The sequence below is a fragment of the Luteibacter rhizovicinus DSM 16549 genome (genome assembly GCF_001887595.1).
Lineage (GTDB): Bacteria > Pseudomonadota > Gammaproteobacteria > Xanthomonadales > Rhodanobacteraceae > Luteibacter > Luteibacter rhizovicinus.
Genome location: NZ_CP017480.1, coordinates 3,764,572 through 3,791,268 on the forward strand (window position 1 = coordinate 3,764,572; position 26,697 = coordinate 3,791,268).

A 26,697-nucleotide genomic window follows, 5' to 3' on the forward strand; every position below is an offset into this window, starting at 1 on the left:
AGAACGACATTCCGCATCTTTCGCACGTTGACTTCCTAACCTGTCGGCATCCGGTCATGACCGATGCAAGCAGGCAAGGAGTTCGACGTGTCACACCTCAAACATCTCATCATCGCCGGCGTACTTTGCGCCGCGCCCCTCGGCAACGCGGTGGCGCAAAGCGTGGAATCACCGTGGATCGTGCACGTCGGGGCGCACGTGGTCGACCCGAAGTCGAACACAGGGGACCTCGCGGGCCTGTCGTCGAGCACCACGCGAAGCCTGCGCCCTTCGGTCAGCGTCGAATACCTCCTGACACCGTCGTGGAGCGTCGAACTGCTCGCGGCGTTGCCGTTCCAGCATGATGTTCGCCTCGACGGGCAGCGCGCGGTTGGCGTGAAGCAGTTGCCACCCGTGGTCGGGGTGAACTATCGCTTTCTCGCCGGGCAGACCGTGTCGCCGTTCCTCGGTGTCGGCGTCAACTACACGCACTTCTTCGATACGAAGGGGCATAACGCCCTGGATGGAACGAACGTGAGCCTCGGTGACACGTGGGGCATCGCATGGCACGGCGGCGTCGATATCGCTTTGAATGCGCGCTGGACATTCACCGTCGACGCGCGCTGGATCGACATCGACTCCAAAGTGAAGGTGGACGGTGCCCGTGTCGGCACCGCCCACCTCGATCCCTGGGTGTATGGGGTGAGCGTCGGTTATCGCTTCTGATCGCCGGCGAGGATCGCCTTGGCCGCATCGATGCCGATGATCCACGAACCCGCCAGCATCATCGTGTCCTTGAGGACGAGGCGTCCGGCGCCGGAGAGATAGGGAAAGCCGTGTTGTGCATCGCCCAGCGCGGGCACCCATGCTTCGGGTGTGGTGAAGAGGAAGGACAGGGTGACCAGGGTCGTCGCGAAGGAGAGGAAGGCCCCCAGCAGTCCGAGTTTCTTCGACAGGGGATAGGAGAGCACGAGCAGGGCGATGGTCCATTCGACGATACCCAGGCCGGTGGAGAAGCCGTAGGTGTTGTTGGCGGTCTGCCATTCACGCTGTTCGGGGACGAGTTGGCCTTCGTGTGTCAGGTGCGCCTTGTACTCGTCCGGATGGTTGTAGAAGAACGACATGACCGGGCTGTTGGCGACAAAGGGCGTGATGCTGTCGGCCTCGAAGGGGACGAACTTCAGCGCACCGATCCACAGGAAGACGATGGCGATGGCGATGCGCATGAGGTTCGGGCCGAGACGTTCGGTGCGAACGAAGGTGGTGAGGGCGTGGCGGGCAGTGGCGTTCATGGGACGAGGTTCTCCGTAAGGGGCGGAGAAAGTGTTGCTCGCCGGGCTGAGAGGATGAATACTCATATCACTCAATCAATGGCGCGAACGTCTCATGGATGCCTTGACCCGCGTGCTCGAGCTGGCCCAGGTGCAGGGCGCCCTGGATCTTCGTTGCCAACTGGCCGGCGGCTTCAGCCTCGATCATGTCGATGCGGAACCGGGCGAGGCGCCGTTTCATCTCGTGCTTGGCGGCAGTGCGGCGATGGAACTGCCCGGACATACGGTGGTGATGGAAGCGGGCGATCTGCTCGTCCTGCCGCAGGGCACCCGCCATCGCGTGCACGACCTGCGCGGGCGCGACGTCCAGACCGCTGTCTCGCTCGATCACGCCGGCCCCTTCCGGGTCAAACGCAACACCGAAGGCGACACCGACCTCGACCTGCTGTGTGGTCGCTTCACCTTCGCGCCGGACGCGGGCCGCTTGCTCTTCAGCGCCTTGCCCGAGGTCCTGCACATCCGCCTGGGTCGCGAACACGGCATCGACGCGCTGTCCGGCATCGTCACGATGTTTCGCGATGAAGTGGCGCGGATGGAACCGGGCGCGCTGGCGGTGGTCACCGCGTTGACCCAGGCGCTGTTCGTTTTCGCGGTGCGCGCCCAGCTGCGCGACGGCGTGATGCCGCCGTCCCTGCTCGGGCTGATGGTCGATCCCCGGCTCAGTCGCGCCTTGCTCGCCATGTTGCGCGAGCCCGAGCGTGAGTGGACGGTGGCGTCGCTGGCGGATCAGGCGGCGATGTCGCGTGCCACGTTCGCGCGCCATTTCGAGGCGCGCGGCAACGTCGCACCGCACGAGGTGCTGACGCTCCTGCGCATGCACCTGGCTGCCGACCTGTTGCGTCGCGGCGAGCTCACGGCGGGCGCCGTGGCCGATCGCGTCGGCTATCGCTCCGAGTCGGCGTTTGGCAAGGCGTTCGCACGGGTGATGGGGACGACACCGGCGCGGTTCCGTCGCGACGGCAAAGCGGCGCCGTGACGCAAGATCCGGATGGTGGGCAACAGTGGGTCAGCGGAACATGGCTTCGTCCCCACCACGGAGCCACGTCATGTCCTTCCGCATCACCGGTATCGATCCGAAGCCCTTCCTGTCGCTGTACGGCCTGGATGAAGCGCAGCTCGACAAGCGCGGCGTGATCCGCGTCGTCGCGTCGAACGACACGGGTTATCCCGAGCGCATCGAGTTACGCAACGCGCGCCGCGGCGAAGCCTTGCTCCTTCTCAATCACACGCATCAGCCTGCGCAGTCGCCGTATCGCTCGAGCCACGCCATCTTCATTCGCGAAGGGGCGACCGAGGCCTGCGAAGTGAGCGACGAGGTACCCGAGGTCCTGCGCACGCGTACGCTTTCACTCCGCGGATTCGACGAGCGCGAACACATCGCCAGCGCGGTGCTCGTCGAAGGCAGCGTGCTGGACGACGCGATCGAGCGCATGTTCGCGATGTCGTCGGTGCGCTATGCGCACGTCCATTACGCGGCCTACGGTTGCTACGCGGCGCGCATCGATCGCAGCTGATGGGCGTGCTTGCGGGCGGCGAGGCGGGAGATCGTCAGCGCCGTCAGGGCAAGGGCGGTCAACAGCAGGGAGATCACCGGTAGCGTGGCGACGCCACTGGCCTGGGCGACGCGGCCGCCAAGGAACGAGCCGAGCGCGATGCCGGCAAACAGGCCCGACGAATTGAGGGCGAGGACGAGGCCACGAATCTCCGGCTCCAGCTCGACCACGCGGCGCTGCTGCGAGGGATAGAACACATCCTGCGCCAGGGCCCACGCGAGCAGCGGGAGCACCGGAGCCCACCAATAGGCCGGGACGACGGCCAGGGCCAGGAACACCGGCAGCATCGTGCCCATCGCGGCATAGAGCAGGCGGTTGGCGCCGAAGCGCAGTGCCAGGCGCTGCGCGAGCCAGTTGCCGGCCACGCCAAGGATGCCGAAGCCGAACATGATCCCCGACGCTGTCGCCGTGTCGGCACCGAAGCGATCGCGAAGCAGGGCGGTGATCAGCGTATAGGTGACGAAGTACGCGGAGACCTGGAAGAAGATCACGGCCAGTCCCGTACCGGTCGCCGGATGGGTCAAGGCCTTCAACAGCCGGCGCAGGTCCAGCCGGATGCCGCGCGACTGGTCGTCCACGGTGAGCCAGACGAGCAGGGCGGCCGCACCGGCAAGCACGGCCAGGCCCACGAACACGACACGCCAGCCCAAGGCGGCGGAGGCCGAGATGGCCAGGGGAACCGAAAGCACGCTGGCGATGGCGATGCCGCTGAAAACGACGGCCAGCGCGTGGCCCTGCCGTTCGGGCGGGACGATGCCGGCGCCGATCGAGGACGCCATCGGGCCGACCACGGTCGCCCCGAGACCGGCCAGCACGCGCGCCGCCAGTAGCCATCCGTAGCTGGGCGCCACGGCGCACAACACCGAGCCGAGGGCGAGGATCAGCAGGCCACCGATCAGTACGTCGCGTCGCCGCCGGTGGCCGACGAAGACCTGGGCCAGGGGCGCGCCGAGTGAGAACGTCAGGGCGAAGACAGCGACCAGCTCGGCGGCCTGGGCGACGGTCATGCCGCCGCTGACCATCGAGGCCTGGGCGCCGACGATGGCCAGCGACGCGCTGCCGAGCGCGAAGTTGCACATGCTGAGCACGCGCAGCACCAGGGGAGGAGATAAACGGGCCATGGGGGGCTCCGCAGCGGTAAGGGAGCGCACTACGTCGGGCCGCCAGACCTATAATCAACGTCGATGCCAGACATACGAGCTATCCAAGCCATGGATATCACCCGGATCGACCTGAACCTCCTCGCCTCACTGGACGTGCTGCTCGACGAAGCCAACGTCACGCGGGCGGCTCGCCGCCTCAAGCTCAGCCAGCCTGCGCTGTCCGCCCAGCTCGCACGCCTTCGCGAGCTGTTCGGCGATCCGTTGCTGCTGCCGGCGGAAGGCGGGCGCGGCATGACCCTGACGGCCCGCGCCGTCGGCCTGCGCGATCCGCTGCGGGGCGCACTCCGCGACCTCGATCGCGTGGTCACCCACGCGCCCGACTTCGATCCCGCGCAGAGCAGCCGCGCCTTCCAGATCGCGATGAGCGACAACGGCGTGGCGATTCTCGGTGTCGACCTGGTGGCGTGGGTCGCCGCGCACGTCGGACCCGGCATCCGCGTCGCGTTCCGGCCGGTGGATCCCGCGCGGATCGGCACGCTGATGGTCAACGGCGATGTGGACCTGCTCATCAGCATCAAGAGTCTGATCCCGCCAGCGATGAAGGCCCGTGTGCTGCTGGAGGACCGATATCTCATGGCCCAGCGCAAGGGCCACCCGCGCGGTGCGACGCCGCCGGACCTGGACACCTATTGCGCCTTGCGCCACGTCCTCGTCTCGCTGGACGGCGGTGGCTTCCACGGCTTCATGGACGACTATCTTCAGAAGGTCGGTCGCCGTCGCCAGGTGGCTGTGTCCGTGCCGCAATATCACCTGATGCCCGACATCCTCGAGGCGACCGACTATGTCGGGGTCATGCCGTCGCGGCTCGTCCAGCGTTTCGCCGGGCGACTGGATGCCTTCGAGCTCCCTGTCCCCACGCACGATATTTCCCTCTACGCCTCGTGGCATCCACGCATGCAGACCGATGCAGGCCATCGGTGGTTGCGCGAGCGCGTCGCTGCCCTTGCCGGGAAGTCGTCCGCCTAGTGGGTGGCCTGGTCGCGTAGCTGCCAGAACAGCGCCGTGTCGAACGGCGACCAGACCGGCGCACGCACACCGCTTTCCGCGAGGGCGTCGCGTGTCCACTGGTTACATGTGACGAACAGGCTGTAGCGGCCGTTGGCTTCGTAGAAGGCATCGTTCACGTCATAGCGGTGGCCCGGGATCCACACCGACGCGCCCGCCTCGTCAGTGGCGACGCTGCGACGCACATACGCGACAAGTCGTGCATAGGCCTCGGGCGTCACGACCAGCCTCACCGCCGTGGCATCGTTCGTCGGTGCGGGACCGTACTCCACATGCATCGCGGCGCTATCGCGGCCGGTGATCGCCTTGAGCGCGGTCGATGTCGTGAGATCGCGCCAGCGGGGCACGTCGAGGAAGAAGGTGCGGTCGCCCCAGCCCACGGTGACGTATTCATCGGCATCCGCCTCGCTCCGCTGCGCGTTGTGCACCGGCGGAAACAGCGTGGTCCAGTCCATCAGCGGATGCCGGGCCGGCATCGCCAGTCCGGCGTGCACGCCATTGGTCGTGAGCCATACGGTGACGCCATCGCCGGCAGGCCGCCAGTCGCGATTGACCGGAATGGCGCCGAGGACGATCGCGGAGGCCATGTAGACGAGCGGCGCGAGAATCAGTACGCCCGCGATCGTCCAGATGATGCGACGGGCAATCGAGGGTCGTGTCGTGGGCCGGTCAGATGGATACTGCCTGAGCATGCTGCACCTCTGGTGACGACGCGCCTGTGATGGCAAGAGCGTATAACGAGACATCGAAGACCGCATGAGGCTCGCCGCCATGCCTATCGCCCGTCACGCGGAACCCGGCGACCCGCCATGCCCGATCTGCCAGGGTGTGGGTGAGCTGACTTACATCGACGAAGACGTTGGATGCCAGATCGGCGTCCCTTGCTGGGCCTGCGCCGGACCGGCCGAGGAACACCTCGGCCAGCCCGCATCGGATACCCCGTGGCCTGGATGAGCCAGGTTCAGAGCTTGTAGTTGATGCCGAACATCAGGGTGCGACCGTAGGTGTCGTACTCGAGCGGCCGGGCGATCTTCAGGTTGTTAGGTAACGAGGCAATCTGCTGGGTCTTCATCGGCGAGTTGCTCAGGTTGTTCACCTGCAGCAGCAGCGAAAACCCGTTGTATCGACCCTCGGTAAAGGCATAGCCGAGCTGGAAGTCGGTCTGTTTGTCCGCCAGGACCTTGGTGTAACCGAGCTGGTCGAACAAGGCCACCGCCTCGCCGGTGAACGACGAGCGGTAGCGCTCGGCGATACGCACCGACCAGCCGTACTTCTCGTAATAGAAGGCGAGGTTGGCGACCTTGCGTGACAAGCCGGGCAGGGTGGACGGACTGCCGGGAATGGTCGACACCGCGCTCACGGGCAGCGAACTGTTGGTCAGCGAGAAATTCGCCTGCATGCCGAAGCCGTCCAGGGCGTGAGTCAGCAGGCCACCCTCGAACGATCCGGACAACTCCAGGCCTTGCATCCTTCCGCCGGTGCCATTCTCCGGTCGGGTGAACGAGCCGATCGTGCTGGTCGGGGTGAGCGTCGGCGTGTCGTTGGTGTAGCGTGAGAAATCGTAGTCGAGGGTGGTTTCGTTGTAGATGTAGTTCAACAGGTTCTTGTTGAACACCGCGGCAGCGACATAGCTCGCCGTGCCGAAATACTTCTCCCACGAAAGGTCCGCTCCGACAGCGATATACGGTTTGAGCTTCGGGTTGCCGCCGCTACCCGACCACAGCACCTGGCCGGCGGCGGGACCATCGGTGACCAGTGCAACGTCGGCCGAGGTGGCGACCTTCTCGTCGTCGATGCGGCCGCGGGCCATGGTCTTGGCCAGGCCGAAGCGCAGGTACTGCTTGTCCGATAGTTCGGCGACCAGGTTCAGGCTGGGCAAGACCTTGTTGTAGTTCGTGCCATCGGCGATGCGGCCGACCAGGGTATCGCCGTTGGTCTGCAGCGCGTCGGACGACTGGATCGTGCGTACGGCCTGCACGCCCATGTTCCCGCGCAGCGGGATGTCGCCCAGCATCGTATCGATGTTCAGCTTGAGGTAGACGACGGGTACCTTCTCGCGCACCGTGTAATTGCGACTCCAGTCGCCCTGGGTGTTGCGCTCGGTGAGGTAGTACTGGGTGTCGAGCGCCTGCAGGACGTCGTAGTTGACGATGGCGGGGATGCCGCCATAGCCGAGATTCGTGATGCCGCTGAGCGCGCCCGGATCGATCGGCGTGGCGAAACCGGGCAGGTAATCCCCCGATGTCGAACCGTTGCCGTTGAGCCAGGCGAAGAGGACATCGGCTTGCTTGGTCTTCTTGCGATCGGAGTAGTTCACGCCGAAGTTGAAGTCGCTGAAGATCCAGCCCACGGGATGGCTGATCTCCAGTCGGATCGCCTTGATCGTATCGTGTTGCTTGTCGTATTCCTCGCGGCCGTCGTACCCGTAGTTGTTGGGATCGGTCAGGTTCACCGCCGAGGTGTTGGACCAGTCGGTGCCCGGCGAGAAGTCCGGAAAACCTTCGTCGCGCCGTATCTGGAAATCCGTCGACGAGGTTGCCTGGTCCGGCAGGCCGGCGAACAGGTAAGCATCGTGCAAGCGCTTCTTCGCACTGGAATAAGACAGGTCCGCCGTAGCGTTCCAGCCGTTGCCGAAGTCGTACTGGTTGTTCCAGCCGACGGAGAACAGCTTGTCGCGTTCCTTGGTGTATTCGTTCTGCAGGACCGTTTTCAACCCATCGATATGGCCCGAGGTGACGATCGGGTAGGGCTGGGACGGCACCGTGCCGATGTTGGAATACGAAACGTTGTCATACGGGCTGCTCGACCACTGGGCGCCGTTGAGATACGTCTTCTGGTCGAACGTGGAGTAGTACAGATCGAGGGTCGAGTGGTAATGATCGTCGGGTGCCCACTCGAGCACGGTCATCAAGCCGTTGCGCAGCTGGTTTTCGGACTTGGCGCGCAACTGGGCGCCTTCCTGCGAAAGCACGTCGTCGGGGAGGCCGGGTGTATGCGCCGCGCCCCACTGTCCTTCGGCGCCATTGGGGCCGTTGTTGTTGCTCCACCACCAGGCCTGGTACTGCTTCTCCTGCACCGGTGAATCCAGCTGCGCAAAACCCACTGCCAGGCCCAGGGTGTGATCGAAGAACTGGTCGATATACGAGAAGCTGGCGCGGTGGCCGGCATCACCGACGCCACTGCCGTGGTTGAGGCTGCCATTGGTCGTGCTCTCGCCACGCAGGTTGGCGGCGAAGGTACGGTTGGCCAGGTCCAGTGGCTTGATCGTGTGCAAGTCCACGGTGCCGGACAGGCCCTGGCCGATCAGGCTGGCATTCGGTGTCTTGTAGACCGCCGCGCCGCTGATGAGCTCGGAGGGGTATTGATCGAAGTCCACGCCACGGTTCTCGCCGATCGTGGCCTGCTCGCGACCGTTCAACGTGGTTCCGGCGAAATCGGGCGAGAGGCCGCGAATGGAAATCTGGTTGGCCCGGCCGTCCACGCGTTGCGTGGCCAGGCCCGAAAGGCGCGAGAGACTCTCGGCGATGCTGCTATCGGGCAGCTTGCCGATATCCTCGGCCGAAATCGCTTCGATGATGTTGTCGGAGCTCTGTTTAGCCTTCAGCGAGTTCTGGATGCTGCCCTGGATGCCGGTGACCACGATGGCATCGAGATTGCTCGCGGCATCCGGGTTGACCGCGCGCTTGTCCTGCTCCTTGGCGCTTTTTGCCGGTTTTGTGGACGGCGTCTCATTTTTCGGTGCCGCCGGCGACGGCGTCTGTTCCTGGGCGAAGGCGTTGCTGCCGGAGAACAGCAGCAGGGCCGCGGCGCAGGCCAGGGCGAGAGGGCGGGGCTGGAGAGCGGGCACGCTCGTACACGGCGTCATGCGTCGGCGATTCATCGATATCCCTGCATTGAATGAATGAGCGATGCGCCCCCTGACACACCGGCGGCGAGGATGATCGAAGTGCCACGAATCTGTCATCCTGCGTCGCAGCACGCGTATACGATCCAATTCGACACGCCGGTAACACGGGATACTGTGCCCGCCCCTTCGTCTGCCACTCTCCCGGAGCGCCCCATGTGGGAAGAACTGACCAAGACCGTGCTGCTGATCGTGGCGAGTCTTTTTCCCATCGTGAATCCGCCGGCGTCCGCGTTCATGGCGATCAGCATCGTGCCCCATGCGACGGATGCCGAACGCGCGGACATGGCACGCCGGGTGGCCGTGAACAGCTTTGCGCTGCTACTGGCGTCGTTACTCGTCGGTGCCTACGTGCTCGGCTTCTTCGGCATCTCGATTCCGGTGCTGCGCGTCGCCGGCGGCCTGGTCGTCGCGATGGCGGGCTGGCGCCTGCTCGATGCACCCGACGATGTCGAAGAGGAGCAGGACAATGAGGCCGCCGCCGTCGATCATCATCACGGGCGGCGCGATCCCACGTTCTATCCCTTGACGCTGCCGCTCACCGTGGGGCCGGGCTCGATCGCCGTCGCGATCGCCCTGGGCACGGGATCGCCGCGCCAGGGGCCCACGATCATCCATTTCGCCGCGGTGTTCATCGCCCTGGTGATCATCACCGCGAGCATCTATCTGTGCATGCGCTATGCCGAACGCATCGAGCGCGGCTTGGGTACCGCGGGCACGCAGGTGGTGATGCGCTTGTTTGCGTTCTTCATTTTCTGCATTGGTTTGCAGATCTTGTGGCTGGGCGTGTCGGAGTTGATCGGTTTGGTGTCGGCAGCGCCGGGGCTGGCGCATCCGTCGTCCTGACGCTGTGTGTAGGAGCCGATTCATCGGCGATTGTGGGAGCCGATTCATCGGCGATCCCGCGGCAGCGGGCAAGGTTACGGCCAGCACCCATTCGCCGATGAATCGGCTCCCACAGAGAGCAGGGTTACGGCTAGCACCCATTCGCCGATGAATCGGCTCCCACAGAAGAGCTGCCTGCAGCGGTGCCTACCAGGGCGTGTTCGCGGCGCCAGGCGCAGGGGGTGGCGCCGGTGAAACGTTTGAAGATGGTGGTGAAGTGCGCTTGCGTGCGAAAGCCGGTGTCGCCGGCCACCTCCACGACGGGCCGTTCCGAGGATGCCAGCAAAGCCTTCGCGTGTTCGATGCGCGCACGCAGGATGTAGTGATGCGGCCGCTGTCCGGTGGCGATGCGGAAGCGGGCGGCGAAATGCATGGGTGAGAGTCCCGCTGCGGCAGCGATGGCGGCGAGGCTGATCGGATCGCCGAGGTGCTCGCGGATGTACGCGTCCACGCGCTGCATTCGCCAGCGTGGTATCGCCAGCTTCACCGGATCGAGCGCCGTGACCGCCGGTGCGCTGGCGAGCTGGAAGAGGCGACTGAGCACCGCGGTGGCGAAATGCCCGGCGGTGCCCGGCATGCACGATCCCGTATTGGCGGCGAGCAGGGCGAACGCCAGTTGTTCGATCGCGCCGTCACGGTACATGCCGCCGAAGCCCAGCCCATCGAGCAGCGCGACGCAGTCCATGCCCCTGGCGGCTTCGTGGACGAAGGGCGCGGGCAGGTACCACTGGAGGGTGTCGCCGGGTCCATCGAGCGACATCGTCAGCGCCTGTCCCGGCAGGCTGACGTGCACGCTCCCTGCGGCCAGCGCGCCACTGACGACGGGCCGACCGTCCGCATCCAGCCGCATCGAGGTGGCGCTCAGGAAGACGCGCACCACATAGCGATCCAACGGGGTGATTGCTGTCTGCGTGCCCGAGCCGCGCCGGTCTATCCAGCGTGTGGCAACCACGTCCGATGCGGTCCGGGCGAGGGTGGGTGGAACATGCCAGGAGGCTTCGAGGTGGACAGCGGTCGTGGTCAGGTCACGAGCGAGCGCATATGAGGTCTCGTCCAGGCGCACGTTGCCGTCCTCCTCTTTGGGACCCCCCGGTCTCGCCGATGCATAAGACGTTACGCCTGTCGCGTCCTGCGGTGAGCCGAAGATTTACTTAGGACGAAAGGACGGTATAGAACGAATGCCGAGGTATGCCTTCCGTTCGAATCGGATAACCGTCATGCATATCCGAAAGACCGTCATCGCCCTGAACGACACCATGCAGGGAAGGGGAACCGACGTATCCTGCGTCGGCGTCTGCCAGGGCATGGGGAGTTCCGCGATGAGAAAGGTGATTCTGTGGAGTGTCGCCCTCGGCGGCGCGCTGGCCTTCGGCTGTGCGACGCAGGCCCAGCAGGGGCCCATGGTCGATATAGGAAACCGGCACGGCAATCTGCGCCAGGCCCAGGAAAACATCGTGCAGGCGTGGCACCTGGTGAGCAATGCGCAGGAGATGAACGACTCACGTCTTGGCGGACATGCGGCGAACGCGAAGCGCTTGCTGGAACAGGCCAACGATGAGCTGCGTCTGGCCGCGGATGTCGCCAACGAGAACGAGCGGCGCTGAACGGATGATCAGGCGAAGGCCCCTCCGCGCGGTCGCCCTGGCCGCGCTGGCCTGTCTTGCCGGCGCGGCGTTGGCTGACCCGCCGTCGGACGATTTGCGCCCGCCACATGAGTTCACCTACGACGTCAACGGCGTGACCACGGTCACCCTCATGGCCGCAAAGTCGAAGATCCTGGTCGGCAACACGCCTTACACCTCATTGGTCTTCAACGACGACTACGACGCGCCATTGATTCGCACGCGTCCCGGCGGAACGATCCGGCTCACGCTAGACAATCGCATGGACGAGATGACCAACCTGCATTTCCACGGCATGCAGGTGTCGCCGCTCGACGACGGTGACAGCATCTTCCGCACCACCGGTCCGCACGAGAAGGGGCAGTATGTCCTGCGCCTGCCCGACGATCATTCGCCGGGCCCGTACTGGTACCACAGCCATTTCCACGATGGCGCCGAGCACCAGGTCTCTGGTGGCCTGGCCGGCCCGATCCTGGTTGACGGCATCACCGACCAGTTCCCCGAGCTGAAGGCCGTGCGTGAGCGCGCACTGGTCCTGCGCAACTTCCAGAAAACCTTCACCGGGGCGTTGGCCAGCGAAATCGTCACCGGTGCGCCGTCCATCCGCACCATCAACGGCCAGTTCCAGCCGATCATCCGCATCCACCCAGGCGAGACCCAGCTCTGGCATCTGTTCAACATCGCGGCGAACCAGTATTTCCGCATCCGTATCGATGGCGTGCACATGCAGCTGATCTCCCAGGACGCCGATACGGTGGTCAAGCCGATCGGCGTCGACGAGATGCTGATCGGACCTTCCGCGCGGGTAAGCATCCTGGTGACCGGCCCCGCCCCTGGCTCCTATCCGCTGAAGCTGGGGTCGGCCAATACCGGCCCGGCCGGCGATACCTATGCCGCGGCCGTGCTGGGCACGCTCGTCTCATCCGGCGAGCCGATGAAGACGGTCGCGATCACCAGTCCTTACCCCGCCGTTGCCGACCTGCGCAAGGTGGCGCCAGCCCATCGGCGTCGCTTCGTCTTCCAGGATTCCGACTCCGATCCGAATGCCTTTTTTATCAACGGCCGCCAGTTCGACATCGGCCGCGTCGACACGACGGTGATGCTGGGCGATGTCGAAGAATGGACCCTGGTCAATCCCAGCCAGGAGCTTCATCAGTTTCACATCCATCAGCTCGATTTCCAGGTGACGAAGATCAACGGCAAGGACGTCGACTTCATCGGCTATCGCGACAACGTGTTCATTCCCGCGCTGGGCTCGACCACGGTGCTGATTCCCTTCACCGACCCGGTGATCCTGGGCAAGTTCGTCTATCACTGCCACATCATGGAGCACGAAGACGGCGGCATGATGCAGGTGATCCAGGTCGTGCGTCCCGAGGAATACGAGCAGGCGGTCAAGCTCGAGCCGCTGGGCGGCATCTACGGCGACAACCAGATGTGCGTCTACCTGCGGAACACCGGCGGAGCCGCGCTAACGCCGCCGGCGAACGCGAGCCGTCCGCTTGGCTCGACACCCGAGGGCAAGCCATGAGCCGGCGCGCCACCGCCACGGGGATCCTCGTCGCCCTCGCGATCGTGGGCCCGGCGCAGGCCAGCAATGGCCGTTATCCCGGGCTCGGCATGGATTACAGCACGGCGATCCAGTACGACTTCAGCAGCCTCGATGTCCCACATCAACCACATACGGTCACCACCAACGGCTACTTCGATATCACCACCGCGGTGCACTTCCGGCTGACGACGATCGACGAAATCTGGGTGGGTAGCGAGATCAGTCCGGTGACCGATACGCGTCCCGGCGAGCGCCGTTGGCTCGGTGGCACCGGCCTCAACATCACCGATGTGAACTGGTATCACCAAGGCTATGTCTCGTCGTTTCGCCTGGGCAAGTTCGACGTGCCGTTCGGTCGCGCGCAGGACGCCGCGCCTGGCCTGTACACGTCGGATTTCGTCGCTCCCTATGCGCTGGGTGGGATGAATGGCGGTACCTACGAGTACCGTTTCTACACGGACAACTGGGGCACGATCGCGCCAAGCCTCAGTGCGTATGCCGCCGATACCTCGGTGCTCAGCCGTTCCTTCCTGCGCCCATCGCAACAGGCGCGCCGCTCCGACGGCGGTGCGACCAACACGGGCAAGCTCAACAACGCCGCCGTGGTGGTCAACTGGCGCTCGCCCGCCGCCATCCCCTTCCTCGAGTTGCAGGTGGGTTACATGAGCAACCACAAGGGCGATGTCTCCGCGGCATCGCCTGCTGCGGCCAACGAGCAGATGCGCGTCGCCTCCGTGCGTTACATGATTCCCTTCGTGGCGACGACCGAGCTCGGCCCGACACTCGCCGGCCGCTACATGGACCTGGTGCCCTTTGTCGAATACGTGAAAGTGCACAACGAGAACGGCGTGCCGGGTTTCGATACGAAGTACCTGACCACCTCGCTTACCTTCGATGCCGGCCGCTTTGCCTATGGCCTCACGCATACGAACAAGAGGATATCGCCCAGCGGCGGAGCGGAAAGCAACGAATACCTCACCGAGGCCAGCATGGTCTATCACGTGACCGGCCTGGTGGACGTCGCCGTGTCGGGCGGAAGGTCACGCCAGGGCGGCCAGACCTCGGGCCTGCTCGGTGTATCGATCACCTTGAACGGATCGTTCTGATGCGACCACTCGCCATCCTTCTCACGGCTTTCGTGCTGTTACCGGCGTCGAGCCACGGCGCCGCACCGGCCGTGGGTGGGCCTTTTCAGCTGACCGATCAGGATGGCCGTGCCGTGACGCAGGCATCGTTCGCCGGGCGGCCGCTGCTTCTTTATTTCGGCTACACCTCGTGCCCGGACGTGTGTCCTGTGGACCTGGCGAAAATGGTGAAGATCGCGGCCGCGGTGCGTCAGTCCAGCGGGAAGGCCGTCACGCCGGTCTTCGTCACCATCGACCCTGAACGCGATACCCCCGCGCGACTCCAGGCGTATGTCAGGGCCTTCGGCAAGGACGTGGTCGGCTTGACCGGCACGAGGACGCAGATCGACGCGGTCACCGAGGAATACCACGTCTATTTCAAGAAAGTGCCGGTCGATGGCGGATACCTGATGGACCATTCGACGGTGCTGTTCCTCGTCGGCGCCAACGGCGTCTACCTCGACCACTATGGACGGAAGCTACCCGAGGAGGATGTCGCCCGGCGCGTCGTCACCGCACTGCAGGCTTCGGGCACCTGAGGCCACGCAGTGTCCTTTCGCATCTGTACGGAGGTCCCATGAAACACACTCGCACACTCCTGCTCGCCGCGGCCGTCGCGACCGCGGGCATGTTCACCCAGGCATCCATGGCCGATGGCAGTCCGACGTATCCGTCGTTTGCCACGATCGCGCACGGCAAGAAGATGCTGAGCCGTGACGACATCGACAAACTCGACGAGAAGAAATATCCGGCGCTGGCTGGCCTGAAGTCGCATTTCGACGATGCCGACCTGGACCACGATCACAACCTGAATCAGTACGAGTACGACCATTACATGAGCAATACGCCGCACTGAGGCGGCGTGATCGCCGCTGAAGCGGCTCCCACAGGAAACGAAGGGGCCGTGGCCGGGAGACCGCAGCCCCCCGCTCCATGTGGGAGCCGCTTCAGCGGCGATGCTCTCCGCCAGTCAATCCCAGAACGCCTGCACGATCCGGTCGTTCGGCCCGAGGATCAGGGTCAGGCGGTTCGGATCGGTGTCCAGCGTCCGGATGCCGTCGTTCTCGTGCAGCACGCGCGTGCTGGCCGGAAGGTCTTCTTCACGTACCGCCTCCTTGCCGCTGGCCGAGCCGCCCTTGGGTACATAGGTCTTGCCTACGCAACTGGAGCAATCCACCTCGCGTCCCTGTGCTTCGGCGTAGCCCGGAAGCTGCGTGAGCTTGACCGTATTCGTCGCACTGCGCACGCGGATGCCCTTGTAGGGATGGCCCGGTTCGATGACGAAGATGGCTTCCATCGGCCCGAACTTCGTCGCGTTGGAGGCATCGTCCGGTGCCCGGGCGACGAAGAGCAGGTCGAGCATGCCGTCGGCCGAGGGGCCGCGCGACATGGCGACGAGCTGCGGGTCGCTCCAGTTCTCGGTACTGCTCAGGCCGCGGACGCGCACGATATCGAGCTCCGGGGAGTGGCTGCTGCGCATCAGTTCGACGCTGCTGACCTTGAACAGGGGTTTGACGGCCTCGTCGGCGGCCTCCTCGTCGGACGCCGGCGGTTCCGTCGACGGGGCGGACGTTTCCCTCGACGTCGCGGCGGTAGCACTCTGGCCGAGGGCCAGGCCGTGTGGTGCGAGCAAGAGGCCACCCACGGCCATGAAAAACACGAGCTGAGTCTTAGTATTCATGACGCGCTCCTCACCAGCATGTCGTCGTCGAGGACTGTCTCGAGCCGGTCCAGCGCGTCGAGGATCAGGTCCGTGGGTACCTTCTGGACCAGGTCGCAGAACGAGGTCCGGGTCGTGGCAAAGCTGCCGTTCTCGGTCAGCTTGTTGATCGGCGAACCGCCGCCGCAGACGGAAAAATACGCACACTCCGCTCGACAGGCGGCGACGCCGGCGGCGATATCGCGATGCATGGCACGCATGGCGTCGCTCCGGCGCATGTCGTCGAGCGAGTCGGTGTGGATGTTGCCGACGATGAAGTCGCCGTAGTCGGCGTTCTTCAGTCCCAGCAGCTCGGGCGAGAAGCTCGACACGTTGCCGTGGCAGTCGACATTGATCATGCCGAAGGGCTGCACCTGCGAGTTCTCGCCTGCGGCTTCGTCGGGGCGAAGGATGCGCGTGAGCATGCCGTCGATCTCGCGCAGGAAACGAATGCCTGCGGCCTCCCGGGATTTTCGCCAGAAGTGTCCGAGGAACTGGCGGAACCGGGCTTCGGCGCCGCCATCGGCGAAGAGTTCGGAGATATGGTCGCCTTCGGATTCCTCGACGTTGAAGCACACATCGGTGATCCCGGCGTCCCGATAGAACGCGAGCATCTCGTCCGGCGCCTGCAGTGCCCGGGTCGACAGCACTGAAATGACGTGGAAGGGAATGTCTTCCTCGATCAGGCAGCGGATGCCGGCAGCCGTTTTGTCGAAGGTGCCACGGCCTTGCCGGGTCACCCGGTTGGCATCGTGAATCTCGCGCGGACCGTCGATGCTCACGCCGACGCCGACCTGCCAGCGACGGAAGAGGGCGCACCAGGTGGCATCGATCAGCATGCCGTTGGTCTGGATGGCGTGGCGTACCTCGATACCTGGCGGGGTCAACGCGGCGACGAGGGCAAATGCCTCTTCGTAGTACGTCACGGGCATCACCAGTGGCTCGCCGGCATGCCAGATCACGGTGAGCCAGGGATGGGACCAGCCGGAGGCGAACAGGGCGGTAAACACGGCGCGCACCGTATCGAGCGACATCTTCGAGGTGTCGCTGCGGCTTGGCAGGTAGCAGTAGCGACACGCGATATTGCAGAACGGCGTGGGCTGCAGCACGACGGTATCGACACAGGGGCGGCCCTCAGCCGCTGTGTCGGCGCTCACCAGTTGTGCCAGAAGTTGTGCCAGCCGCCATTGCCCCAGTTATGCCAGCCGTTACCCCAGTTGTGCCAACCGTTGCCCCAGTTCCGCCAGCCACCGTTCCGCCAGCCGCCATTGCGCCAGCCGAAACCCCCGAAGTTCATCCAGGCGAGAAGCGGATAGGCGGTGCCGCGCACCGGACTCGCGCCTTCGGCTTCGCTGGCGACTCCCTCGCGAATGGCAGCAAGGCGATCGGCTACGTTGAGCGTGACGTCGGCGGGATCCGAGGCGACGCGCGAGGCCGGCAGGACGGTCGCCTGCGCCGATCCGAGCAGGGTGGAGGCGCCGAGGATGCCCGCGGGAAGCAGCACGGCGAGGGCTCGGCGGGTACGGTTCCAGTCGGACATGGGGAACTCCATGGCGGATGAGCGGACGTCCTGCAGACGTTAGGCATTCGCCCCGTGGCGGGCATGCGTAGAACTACGTAGTACGAAACGCGGATAATGGCCGCATGACTGCGGACCTTTTCGCCGATGCCCCTGCCACCGAGCGTCGCAACGAGCCTCTCGGCCCGGGCGCGGTGGTCCTGCGGGCCTTTGCCCTCGACGACGGCGCGCGACTGGTCGAAGCGATCCATGCGCTCGCGGCGGTGTCGCCGTTCCGGCACCTGATCACACCTGGTGGCCACACCATGAGCGTGGCGATGACCAACTGCGGCAGCGTCGGCTGGGTGAGCGACCGGCGCGGTTATCGCTACGACGCGATCGATCCCGAAACCGGCCAGCCCTGGCCGCCGATGCCTGCCTTGTTCATGCGCCTGGCCGCGGAAGCGGCGGCCGAGGCCGGGTTTCCCGGTTTCGTGCCGGACGCGTGCCTGGTCAACCGCTACGACACCGGATCGCGGCTGACCATGCACCAGGACCGCAACGAAAAGCGCGATTCCGAGCCCATCGTGTCCGTGTCCCTGGGTGTGCCCGCCGTGTTCCAGTTCGGCGGGCAGGGTAAGGGTGTCACGCCGCTGAAGATTCCCCTGGTCCATGGCGACGTCGTCGTCTGGGGCGGTCCGTCGCGTATGAACTACCACGGCGTGATGCCGTTGAAAGCGTCGCATCATCCGTTGACCGGCATGCTTCGCCTGAACCTCACCTTCCGTACGGCACGCTAGCGGAGAGCGTAGACTCGGCCGGTGCGAAACGAATCCCATCACCCCCAAGGGGCAGGATATAGAGCTGTTCAGGCGCGCACGACTTCATGACGCTCCGGGTCCGGAGCGTGAGCCCGCACTGCGGGCGGAACTTTTTAACGCAGACCAGATGGAAGCGCACGGGCTGGTGCTCGCGAGGCGCCACGACGTGGCCACGCGGCCCTCGGCGGACTGGCTGCTGCCCAGGCTGGCCGACAACGAACGGGTCATCCTCGAGGCTTGCCGTGCGCTGATGGCGGCCGGCCGGCGAGGCGCCGGCACGACGCCGGCCGGGGAGTGGTTGCTCGATAACCTCTACCTGATCGAAGAACACATCCGTATCGCCAACAAGGACTTCCCCAAGGGCTACAGCCGCGAGTTGGTGCAACTGGAAGACGGGCCGTCGCGTGGCCTTCCACGCGTGTACGACATCGCCCTCGAAGTGATCTCGCACGGCGACGGTCGCATCGATGCCGCCGGACTGGCGAGATTCCTCCAGGCCTATCAGTCCATCGTGCCGTTGAAACTGGGCGAGCTGTGGGCGATACCGATCATGCTGCGTCTCGCACTGATCGAGAACCTCCGGCGCATCGCCGCGCGCGTGATGCTCGACAAGTCCAGGCGTCGTCGCGCAACGCGCTGGGCCGACGCGATGACGCGAATGGCAGCGGACGATCCGAAGAACGTGGTGCTGGTCGTCGCCGACATGGCGCGCTCCTCACCGGTGATGAGCGCACCTTTCGTCGCCGAACTGGTGCGGCGTCTACAGGGGCAGGGTCCTGCGCTCGCCATGCCGCTGGGCTGGATCGAGCAGCGTCTTGCCGAATCCGGCCGAAGCATCGACTACCTCGTGCAGATGGAGTCGCAGCAGCAGGCCGCTCAACAGGTGTCCGTCGGTAACAGCATCGGCAGCCTGCGCGCGCTGGTCACCGTCGACTGGCGCGACTTCGTCGAACACGCCAGCCTGGTCGAAGCCTGCCTGCGTGAGGATCCGGCGGGGATTTATGCGGCGATGGACTTCGCCAGCCGCGATCGCTACCGGCATGCCGTCGAGCGTCTCGCGCGCGCCGGGCAACTGGGCGAAGTGGCTACCGCACGCGCCGCCCTTGCCGCGAGCTGCCCGGAGCCTGGGGAACCCAGGGACGGCGCGATCACGCACATCGGCTATCACCTGGTCGGCCCGGGCCTGCCTGCGCTCGAGCGCCGCTTACGCACACGGCGATCGTTCTCCTCCCGTTGTCGTCGTGTGTTCGACCGGGCGCCTTTCGCCTTTTCTTTCACCGCGTTCCTCCTGGTACTGGCCGGCCTGACCACTGGCCTGGCCGAAAGCGCGACGCTCGCCCCTGCCTCGGGCTGGGCCCGGGCAGCGCTGGCCTTCGGTGCCATGATCGTGGCCAGCCAGTTGACCCTGAGCCTGCTCAACCTGGTCGCGGTGCTGGTCACCCGGCCGGATCACCTGCCGCGCATGGATTACGCCAAGGGCATCCCGGCCGAGGCGCGGACCATGGTGGCGGTGCCGACCCTGCTCGGCAGTACCGACGATGTGGACGACGTGGCCGAAGCGCTCGAAGTGCGCTTTCTCGCCAATCGCGACGAGGCGCTGCACTTCGCACTGCTGACCGACTTCATGGACGCGGATGCGGCTTCCATGCCGGGTGACGACGCCATCGTCTCGCGTGCGCGGGAACGTATCGATGCGCTCAACGCGAAATATCCCTCGCCGGCCATCGATCGCTTTTACCTGTTCCATCGTCCGCGCGAGTGGAGCGAGACCGAACGGCGCTGGATCGGTACGGATCGCAAGCGCGGTAAGCTTGCCGCGCTGAACGGCTTGCTTCGGGGCGAGGGCGCGGAACGCTTTGCGCTGATCGTCGGCCGCATCGGTAGCCTGCCACCCGTGCGCTACGTCATCACGCTGGACACCGATACGCAGTTGCCGCGCGACACGGCGCACCTGTTGGTCGCCGCGATGGATCATCCGTTGAACCGTCCGGTGTTCGACGAGGCGCGAGGCCTGGTGGTGGCCGGCTACGGCATCATGCAGCCACGCGTCGGCATCGGCCTGCCTGCGCAGGCGCGTTCGGATTATGCGCGTCTCTACGGTGCCGATGCGGGCATCGATCCGTATACCCGCGCCGTGTCCGATGTGTACCAGGATCTCTTCCACGAAGGGTCGTTCATCGGCAAGGGTATCTATGACGTCGATGCCTTCGAACATGCGCTGGCCGGTCGCCTGCGCGACGAACGCGTGCTCAGCCATGACCTGATCGAAGGCTGCTTTGCACGGACCGCGCTGCTCACCGATGTGCTCGTGTTCGAGGAGAACCCCGAACGCTATGTGGACGACAGCATCCGGCGGCATCGCTGGATGCGCGGCGACTGGCAGCTTCTGCCCTGGCTCCTGCCCACGGTGCCGACGCGCGACGGCTGGCGGCGCAACGACCTCAGCCCGTTGTCGCGCTGGAAGATCTTCGACAACCTGCGCCGCAGTGTCGTCGCCCCCGCCGCGCTCGCCTTGCTGGCGGCCGGCTGGTTGTGGGTCGATCCGGTACTGACCTGGACGCTCGCCGTGTTGTCGATGGCCTTCGTGCCGGTGTTGCTGCAAGCCCTCATGGAAGCCGCACGCAAGCCGCGTGACATCGGTTGGCGACAACATGCCCAGGCCTCGCTCGTCGCGACGGTGCAGCACGCGATACGGTTGGTGTTCTCCATGGCCTGGCTGCCCCACGAAGCCTGGGTGAGTATCGACGCCATCACCCGTTCGTTGTGGCGCATCGTGGTCAGTCACCGACATCTGCTGCAGTGGCGCTCGTCCAGCGAAGTGGAGCGCAGTGGACGGGGCAAGCACGCCGTACCCTGGCGTGCGCTCTGGGCCGGGCCCGCCGTCGCGATCGTTCTGTGCGTGCTGCTTGCGATCGACCGGCCGATGGTGCTCGCCATCGCCATGCCGGTGCTCTTCCTGTGGTTCGTCTCGCCTGTCTTCGCCTGGTGGGTGAGCCGTCCCGATATCAGTCACGTGTTCGTGCCCAGTACCGCCGACCGAAGCTTTCTCCGCCAGCTGGCACGTCGCACCTGGGCGTTCTTCGAGACCCATGTCGGTCCGGACGACCACTGGTTGGCGCCGGACAACGTACAGATGACCCCCGAGCTTCGTGTCGCACGGCGCACGTCGCCGACGAACATGGGCCTGGGTCTGCTGGCCAGCGTAGCGGCCTACGACTTCGGCTACCTCGGCCTTGGCGGCGTCATCACGCGCACCGCCGCCACGCTGGCGACGATGCATTCGCTCGAGCGCTACCGCGGTCATTTCTACAACTGGTACGACACCGAAACGCTCGCACCATTGCGTCCGCTCTACGTATCCAGCGTGGACAGCGGCAACCTCGCCGGCCATCTGCTGACGCTGCAGCGCGGTTTGCTGGCGATGCCGGCCGAACCGGTGTTCCGCGCGGCGACGATCGAAGGCCTGCGCGATACGCTCGGCGTCCTCATCGAGCACGTCGGCAGCGGTGAGCGTGCAGGCCTGACGGCGTGGTCCAGCGAACTGCTTGCCTCGATGGATTCGCCACCCCGTTCCATGGATGCCGTGCTCGCCTTCGCCACCCGCCAGGCCGATCGCCTGCACGCGGTGGCGCCGGCACTCACGCACGAGGCGTCCGACGACACGGCGTTCTGGCTCGCACTGCTCACGGCGCAGTGCGAGGACCTGATGTCGGAGGCGACGCAGTGGCAGGGCGGGGAAGGGCAGGTGGACGGCATTCCCACCCTGCTGCAGATCGGCGGCGCCACGGCCATCGCCCGTATCGAGGCGCTCGGCCGTCTCGCCGCGCTGGCCGGCGAGCTGGCCGTGATGGATCACGCGTTCCTGTATGACGACAACCGGCATCTGATGTCGATCGGCTACGACATCGAGCGTCGCACGCTCGATGCCTCGTTCTACGATCTGCTTGCTTCCGAAGCGCGCCTCACCACCTTCGTCGCCATCGCCCAGGGCCAGATTCCCCAGGAAAGCTGGTTCTCCCTCGGTCGCCTGCTGACCACGACGGGGGGATCGCCCGTGTTGCTGTCGTGGACGGGCTCGATGTTCGAGTACCTGATGCCCATGCTGGTGATGCCGACCTACGAGGGCAGCCTGCTCGACCAGACCTGCCGTGCCGCCGTCGCCAGGCAGATCGAATACGGCAAGCAGCGCGGCTTGCCGTGGGGTGTGTCGGAGTCCGGTTACAACGCCGTCGATGCGCACCTGACGTACCAATACCGTGCCTTCGGCGTGCCCGGGCTTGGTCTCAAGCGCGGCCTCGGCGACGATCTTGTCGTCGCGCCGTATGCGACCGTGCTCGCGTTGATGGTCGCGCCTGCTGCCGCCACCAGTAACCTGCGCCGACTCGCGGAAGCCGGATTGGCCGGTCGCTTCGGTCTGTACGAAGCGGTCGACTACACACCATCGCGCCTGCCGCCGGGACAGGATGCCGTGGTGGTGCAGTCGTTCATGGCCCATCACCAGGGTATGTCGCTGTTGTCGATCGACCACCTGCTACTCGGCCAGCCGATGCAACGGCGGTTCGAGTCGGATCCACACGTCATGGCCACGACGCTGCTGTTGCAGGAGCGCATTCCGCGTAGTGCGACGGAGTATCTGCATACTGCCGGTCTGGGTGACGACGCGACCGCACCGTCGACACCGGAGGCGCGCCTGCGCCTGTTCACCGACCCGGATCGCCCGCGTCCCGCCGTCCAGCTGCTCTCCAATGGTCGCTATCACGTCATGGTGAGCAGTGCCGGTGGCGGCTACAGTCGCCGCGATGCGATGGCGGTGACCCGCTGGCGCGAAGACATCACGCGCGATAACCACGGCATGTTCTGCTACCTGCGCGATCCGGAGTCGGGCGATGTGTGGAGCACGGCCTACCAGCCTGTCGCGCGCCGGACGGAGCTGTTCGAAGCGATCTTCTCCGAATCCCGGGCGGAGTTTCGTGTGCGCCAACGTGGCTTTGAGACCCACACCGAAATCGTGGTGTCACCCGAGGACGATATCGAACTGCGCCGCACCCGTGTCACCAATCGCGGGCGCACGCGACGGACCATCGAGCTGACCAGTTACGCGGAGGTGGTGCTGACCGATCCGAACGGCGACATGGCGCACCCCGCTTTCAGCAAACTCTTTGTCACGACGGAGATCGTGGCTTCGATGCAGGCGCTCCTGTGTGCCCGCCGTCCACGTTCCGCCGACGAGCAACCGCCGTGGATGTGCCACCTGGTCGCCGTCCACGATGTCGACGTGGACGCGATTTCCTATGAAACCGACCGCTCCCGTTTTCTCGGGCGCGGACGCAGTACGGCCCAACCGGAGGCGCTCGATGCCGGCGTCGAGCGGTTGTCGGATACGGCAGGCGCGGTGCTCGATCCCATCGTGGCGATCCGGGTGCGCATCACGCTGGATCCGGAGCAGACGGCGACGCTGGACTTCGTTACCGGCGTGGCGGACACCCGCGATGGCTGTATGCGCCTTATCGAAAAGTATCGGGATCGTCACCTGTCCGACCGTGTGTTCGATCTGGCATGGACGCATAGCCAGGTGTCCCTGCGCCAGGCCAACAACACGCTGGCGGACGCCCAGCTCTACGAGCACATGGCCACCTCGGTGGTCTATCCGAACCTCGCCCTTCGTGCCGAACCCTCGCTCATCGCGGCGAACACGCGTGGTCAATCGGGACTTTGGGGGCAGGCCGTCTCCGGCGACCTGCCGATCGTGTTGCTGCGCATCGGCGATATCGCGCGTCTCGACGTCGCGCGCGATCTGGTTCGCGCGGCCGCTTACTGGCGGTTGCGCGGCCTCGCCGTGGACCTGGTCATCTGGAACGAGGACAGCACCGGTTACCGGCAGGTGCTGCACGATGCGCTCACCGGCTTGCTGGCGTCCGGGACAGAGTCGAACCTGCTCGACCGTCCGGGTGGCGTCTTCATCCGCGCTGCGCAACCGCTGTCCTACGAGGACCGCCTGGTGATGGAGGCCAGCGCGCGCATCGTGGTGGTCGATAGCCTGGGCTCGCTGGCCGAGCAGATGGAGCGTCATCGCCTGGAGTCGCGTCCGGCTGCGGCGGAACCGGCGGCGTGGCCGCGCCTGCCGCGCCCTGCGATGGCCGCCGCGAGACCACCGACCGGGGCCTTCTCGGCCGACGGCAGCGAGTACGTCATCGTGCTTGAACCGGGCGCCGAGACGCCCGCACCCTGGTGCAATGTGCTGGCCAATCCGTCCTTCGGTAGCGTGATTTCGGAAAGCGGTGGCGCCTATACCTGGGCCGAGAACGCGCACGGTTGTCGGCTCACTCCGTGGCAGAACGACCCGGTCGAGGACGCCAGCGGCGAAGCCCTCTACGTGCGCGACGAAGCCACGGGTCGCACCTGGTCGCCAACGCCACTGCCCATGCGCGGTAGCGGTACGTATACGACGCGGCATGGCTTCGGCTACAGCAGTTTCGAGCACGACGAGGACAGCGTGCACTCGCGGCTGGAAGCCTTCGTCGCGCTGGATGCGCCGGTGAAGTTCCAGGTCGTCACCCTGACCAACAGGGGCAGCGAGGCGCGTCGCCTCTCGCTGACGGCTTACGTGGAGTGGCTGCTGGGCGACGTCCGCGAGAAGAGCGCCATGCACGTGGTCACCGAGGTCGATCCGAGCACCGGTGCGTTGTTCGCCCGCAATGCCTACAACAGCGACTTCCCGGGTCGCGTCGCCTTCTTCGACGTGAACGATCGGGAACGTTCGGTCGGCGGCGATCGCACCGAGTTCCTCGGCCGAAACGGCAGGATGGATTCACCGCTGGCGATGCGTCGCCACGCCTGGAGCAACCGCGTCGGCGCCGGCCTGGATCCCTGCGGCGCGTTGCGTGTCGTCTTCCAGCTCGAACCGGGCGAATCGCGCGAGGTGGTCATCCGCCTGGGCATGGGTGGCAACGAAGGCGAGGCGCGCAACCTGGTGCAGCGCTTCCGCCAGGACGGCGCAGCGGCCAAGGTGCTGGATGCGGTCCGCTCGCACTGGCGCGATGTTCTCGGTGTGGTGCAGGCGAGGACGCCGGAGCCGGCGATGGACACCATGGCGAACGGCTGGCTCCTGTACCAGACGATCGCCAGTCGCCTGTGGGCGCGTAGCGGCTACTACCAGTCCGGCGGTGCCGTCGGTTTCCGCGACCAGTTGCAGGATTCCATGGCCACGCAACATGCGGCGCCGGCCATGGCACGGGCACAGCTGTTGCTCTGCGCGGCGCATCAGTTCGTCGAAGGCGATGTACTGCACTGGTGGCACCCGCCCATCGAGCGCGGCGTGCGTACAGGCTGCTCGGACGACTACCTGTGGCTACCGCTTGCTACTAGCCGCTACGTGCATGCGAGCATGGATAGCGCGGTGCTGGACGAATCGATCGAGTATCTCGAAGGCCGTCCCCTGCGCCCCGGGGAAGAGTCGTACTACGATCTGCCACGCCCTTCGGGCATCCGTGCCAGCCTCTACGACCACTGCGTCCGTGCCATCGAACATTCCATGCCGCGTGGTCGCTACGGCTTGCCGCTCATGGGCAGCGGCGACTGGAACGATGGCATGAACAAGGTGGGCGAGGAGGGCCGTGGCGAGAGCGTATGGCTCGGCTTCTTCCTCGTCCATGTGCTGCGCGAGTTCTCGGTGACGGCGCGTGCGCGTGGCGACGTCGCGTTCGCCGAGCGCTGCATGGCGGAAGTGGCCAAGCTCTCCCTCGCGCTGGAAGCCCACGCCTGGGATGGCAGCTGGTACCGACGCGCCTGGTTCGACGACGGTACGCCACTGGGTTCATCGAGCAACGACGAATGCCGGATCGACGCGATCGCGCAGAGCTGGTCGGTGCTCTCGGACGTTGCCGGCGACGAACGCCGGACACAGGCGATGGCGTCGCTGGACGCTCATCTCGTGCAGGAAGACGCCGGCCTGATCCGCCTGCTCGATCCACCGTTCGATCGCTCGTCCATGGATCCGGGATACATCAAGGGATACGTGCCGGGCGTGCGCGAGAACGGCGGCCAGTACACCCACGCCGCGGTCTGGGCAGCGATGGCCTTCGCACACATGGGCAAGCACGATCGGGCCTGGGAACTGGCCAGGATGATCAACCCGGGCAGCCATACCGGCGACGCGGAGGCCATCCAGCGTTACAAGATCGAGCCTTACGTGCTCGCCGCGGACGTGTATTCCGTACCGCCGCACGTCGGCCGTGGAGGCTGGAGCTGGTACACGGGCTCGGCGGGCTGGATGTATCGCTTGCTGATCGAGGCGCTGCTTGGCCTCAGTCTTGAGGAAGGGCGGCTACGCATCCGCCCATGTGTCCCGGCCTCGTGGGCGGGCTACAGCCTGCGCTACCGATTTGGCGGATCGACCTATGCGATCGATCTCCGTCCTGCGCGAGACGGGGAGTTGCCGGGTCTGTTGCTCGATGGGGTGTCGGTCGATGGCGACAGCCTGCCACTGCGCGATGAGGGCAAGGAATACATCGTGCACGCCGTGTACCCACGCGGCTAACGGGGAGGTAACGGCCACGGGCGCA

Annotated in this window: 20 protein-coding genes; 12 read left to right on the forward strand and 8 right to left on the reverse strand. The window is 65.6% G+C overall.

All coding sequences use genetic code 11. The annotated features are described in order from the left end of the window. Positions 1–87: 87 nt before the first annotated feature. Entirely contained in the window at positions 88–705 is a 618-nt protein-coding gene (locus BJI69_RS17220) for an OmpW/AlkL family protein (protein WP_244890692.1), read from the forward strand. On the opposite strand, the gene rclC is transcribed toward BJI69_RS17220, so the two are convergent. Further along, the gene (rclC, locus tag BJI69_RS17225; protein ID WP_071925016.1) at positions 693–1,271 is read right to left on the reverse strand and encodes a reactive chlorine resistance membrane protein RclC; all 579 of its coding nucleotides are present in this window, start codon (positions 1,269–1,271) and stop codon (positions 693–695) included. The two genes, BJI69_RS17220 and rclC, sit on opposite strands and share 13 nt — an antisense overlap. A gap of 94 nt (positions 1,272–1,365) precedes the next feature. Here rclC and BJI69_RS17230 point away from each other — a divergent pair, with 94 nt between their 5' ends. Together BJI69_RS17230 and BJI69_RS17235 are read left to right on the forward strand one after the other, a co-directional pair. After that, a complete protein-coding gene (locus tag BJI69_RS17230) occupies positions 1,366–2,286 on the forward strand; it encodes an AraC family transcriptional regulator (protein ID WP_046969633.1) in 921 nt (306 codons plus the stop codon). Positions 2,287–2,356: 70 nt separating this feature from the next. Next, positions 2,357–2,824, forward strand: coding sequence for a DUF1203 domain-containing protein (locus BJI69_RS17235; RefSeq protein WP_046969632.1), 468 nt, complete (start codon positions 2,357–2,359; stop codon positions 2,822–2,824). Here the strand turns inward: BJI69_RS17235 and BJI69_RS17240 are convergent. Further along, positions 2,797–3,984 carry an MFS transporter gene (locus BJI69_RS17240; protein WP_078023274.1) on the reverse strand — a complete coding sequence of 396 codons (1,188 nt, stop codon included), beginning with the start codon at positions 3,982–3,984 and terminating at the stop codon, positions 2,797–2,799. The genes BJI69_RS17235 and BJI69_RS17240 overlap by 28 nt on opposite strands. A gap of 90 nt (positions 3,985–4,074) precedes the next feature. On the opposite strand from BJI69_RS17240, the gene BJI69_RS17245 reads away from it, so the two are divergent. Then, on the forward strand, positions 4,075–4,992 hold the full coding sequence (locus tag BJI69_RS17245) for a LysR family transcriptional regulator (RefSeq protein WP_071925018.1): 918 nt from the start codon (positions 4,075–4,077) through the stop codon (positions 4,990–4,992). On the opposite strand, the gene BJI69_RS17250 is transcribed toward BJI69_RS17245, so the two are convergent. Both BJI69_RS17250 and BJI69_RS17255 read right to left on the reverse strand, forming a co-directional pair. After that, complete coding sequence (locus BJI69_RS17250; protein WP_181016723.1) at positions 4,989–5,723, reverse strand: TIGR02117 family protein; 735 nt, start codon at positions 5,721–5,723, stop codon at positions 4,989–4,991. The genes BJI69_RS17245 and BJI69_RS17250 overlap by 4 nt on opposite strands. A 269-nt stretch (positions 5,724–5,992) precedes the next feature. Then, a complete protein-coding gene (locus BJI69_RS17255) occupies positions 5,993–8,911 on the reverse strand; it encodes a TonB-dependent receptor (protein ID WP_071925019.1) in 2,919 nt (972 codons plus the stop codon). A 180-nt stretch (positions 8,912–9,091) separates the two neighbouring features. Between BJI69_RS17255 and BJI69_RS17260 the strand changes: the two genes are divergently transcribed. After that, positions 9,092–9,781, forward strand: a complete 690-nt coding sequence (locus BJI69_RS17260; protein WP_071925020.1) for a MarC family protein — start codon at positions 9,092–9,094, stop codon at positions 9,779–9,781. Positions 9,782–9,911: 130 nt separating this feature from the next. On the opposite strand, the gene BJI69_RS17265 is transcribed toward BJI69_RS17260, so the two are convergent. Then, on the reverse strand, positions 9,912–10,883 hold the full coding sequence (locus tag BJI69_RS17265; protein ID WP_071925021.1) for a helix-turn-helix domain-containing protein: 972 nt from the start codon (positions 10,881–10,883) through the stop codon (positions 9,912–9,914). Positions 10,884–11,037: 154 nt separating this feature from the next. On the opposite strand from BJI69_RS17265, the gene BJI69_RS22360 reads away from it, so the two are divergent. From BJI69_RS22360 to BJI69_RS17290, 5 genes are read left to right on the forward strand one after another with little or no spacing between them, the layout of a single operon-like run. Then, positions 11,038–11,424 carry a hypothetical protein gene (locus tag BJI69_RS22360; RefSeq protein ID WP_052767359.1) on the forward strand — a complete coding sequence of 129 codons (387 nt, stop codon included), beginning with the start codon at positions 11,038–11,040 and terminating at the stop codon, positions 11,422–11,424. 4 nt (positions 11,425–11,428) lie between these two features. Further along, positions 11,429–12,973 (forward strand): multicopper oxidase family protein, encoded by a 1,545-nt coding sequence (locus tag BJI69_RS17275; protein WP_071925022.1) that lies wholly within the window; start codon positions 11,429–11,431, stop codon positions 12,971–12,973. Continuing rightward, on the forward strand, positions 12,970–14,100 hold the full coding sequence (locus BJI69_RS17280; RefSeq protein ID WP_046969316.1) for a hypothetical protein: 1,131 nt from the start codon (positions 12,970–12,972) through the stop codon (positions 14,098–14,100). Before BJI69_RS17275 ends, BJI69_RS17280 begins: the two co-directional genes overlap by 4 nt. Next, positions 14,100–14,657, forward strand: a complete 558-nt coding sequence (locus tag BJI69_RS17285) for an SCO family protein (protein ID WP_052767358.1) — start codon at positions 14,100–14,102, stop codon at positions 14,655–14,657. The genes BJI69_RS17280 and BJI69_RS17285 overlap by 1 nt, the downstream gene beginning before the upstream one ends. A gap of 38 nt (positions 14,658–14,695) precedes the next feature. After that, the gene (locus BJI69_RS17290; RefSeq protein WP_046969315.1) at positions 14,696–14,974 is read left to right on the forward strand and encodes a hypothetical protein; all 279 of its coding nucleotides are present in this window, start codon (positions 14,696–14,698) and stop codon (positions 14,972–14,974) included. A gap of 114 nt (positions 14,975–15,088) precedes the next feature. On the opposite strand, the gene BJI69_RS17295 is transcribed toward BJI69_RS17290, so the two are convergent. From BJI69_RS17295 to grrA, 3 genes are read right to left on the reverse strand one after another with little or no spacing between them, the layout of a single operon-like run. Next, on the reverse strand, positions 15,089–15,799 hold the full coding sequence (locus BJI69_RS17295) for a hypothetical protein (protein ID WP_046969314.1): 711 nt from the start codon (positions 15,797–15,799) through the stop codon (positions 15,089–15,091). Then, on the reverse strand, positions 15,796–16,974 hold the full coding sequence (gene grrM / locus BJI69_RS17300; RefSeq protein WP_052767357.1) for a cyclophane-forming radical SAM/SPASM peptide maturase GrrM/OscB: 1,179 nt from the start codon (positions 16,972–16,974) through the stop codon (positions 15,796–15,798). The genes BJI69_RS17295 and grrM overlap by 4 nt, the downstream gene beginning before the upstream one ends. Beyond that, positions 16,971–17,357, reverse strand: a complete 387-nt coding sequence (grrA, locus tag BJI69_RS17305) for a GrrA/OscA1 family cyclophane-containing rSAM-modified RiPP (RefSeq protein ID WP_046969312.1) — start codon at positions 17,355–17,357, stop codon at positions 16,971–16,973. The genes grrM and grrA overlap by 4 nt, the downstream gene beginning before the upstream one ends. A 104-nt stretch (positions 17,358–17,461) precedes the next feature. Between grrA and alkB the strand changes: the two genes are divergently transcribed. Together alkB and BJI69_RS17315 are read left to right on the forward strand one after the other, a co-directional pair. Then, entirely contained in the window at positions 17,462–18,115 is a 654-nt protein-coding gene (gene alkB / locus BJI69_RS17310) for a DNA oxidative demethylase AlkB (RefSeq protein WP_046969311.1), read from the forward strand. A 148-nt stretch (positions 18,116–18,263) separates the two neighbouring features. Next, positions 18,264–26,672 carry a GH36-type glycosyl hydrolase domain-containing protein gene (locus BJI69_RS17315; protein WP_125903096.1) on the forward strand — a complete coding sequence of 2,803 codons (8,409 nt, stop codon included), beginning with the start codon at positions 18,264–18,266 and terminating at the stop codon, positions 26,670–26,672. Positions 26,673–26,697: the final 25 nt, after the last annotated feature.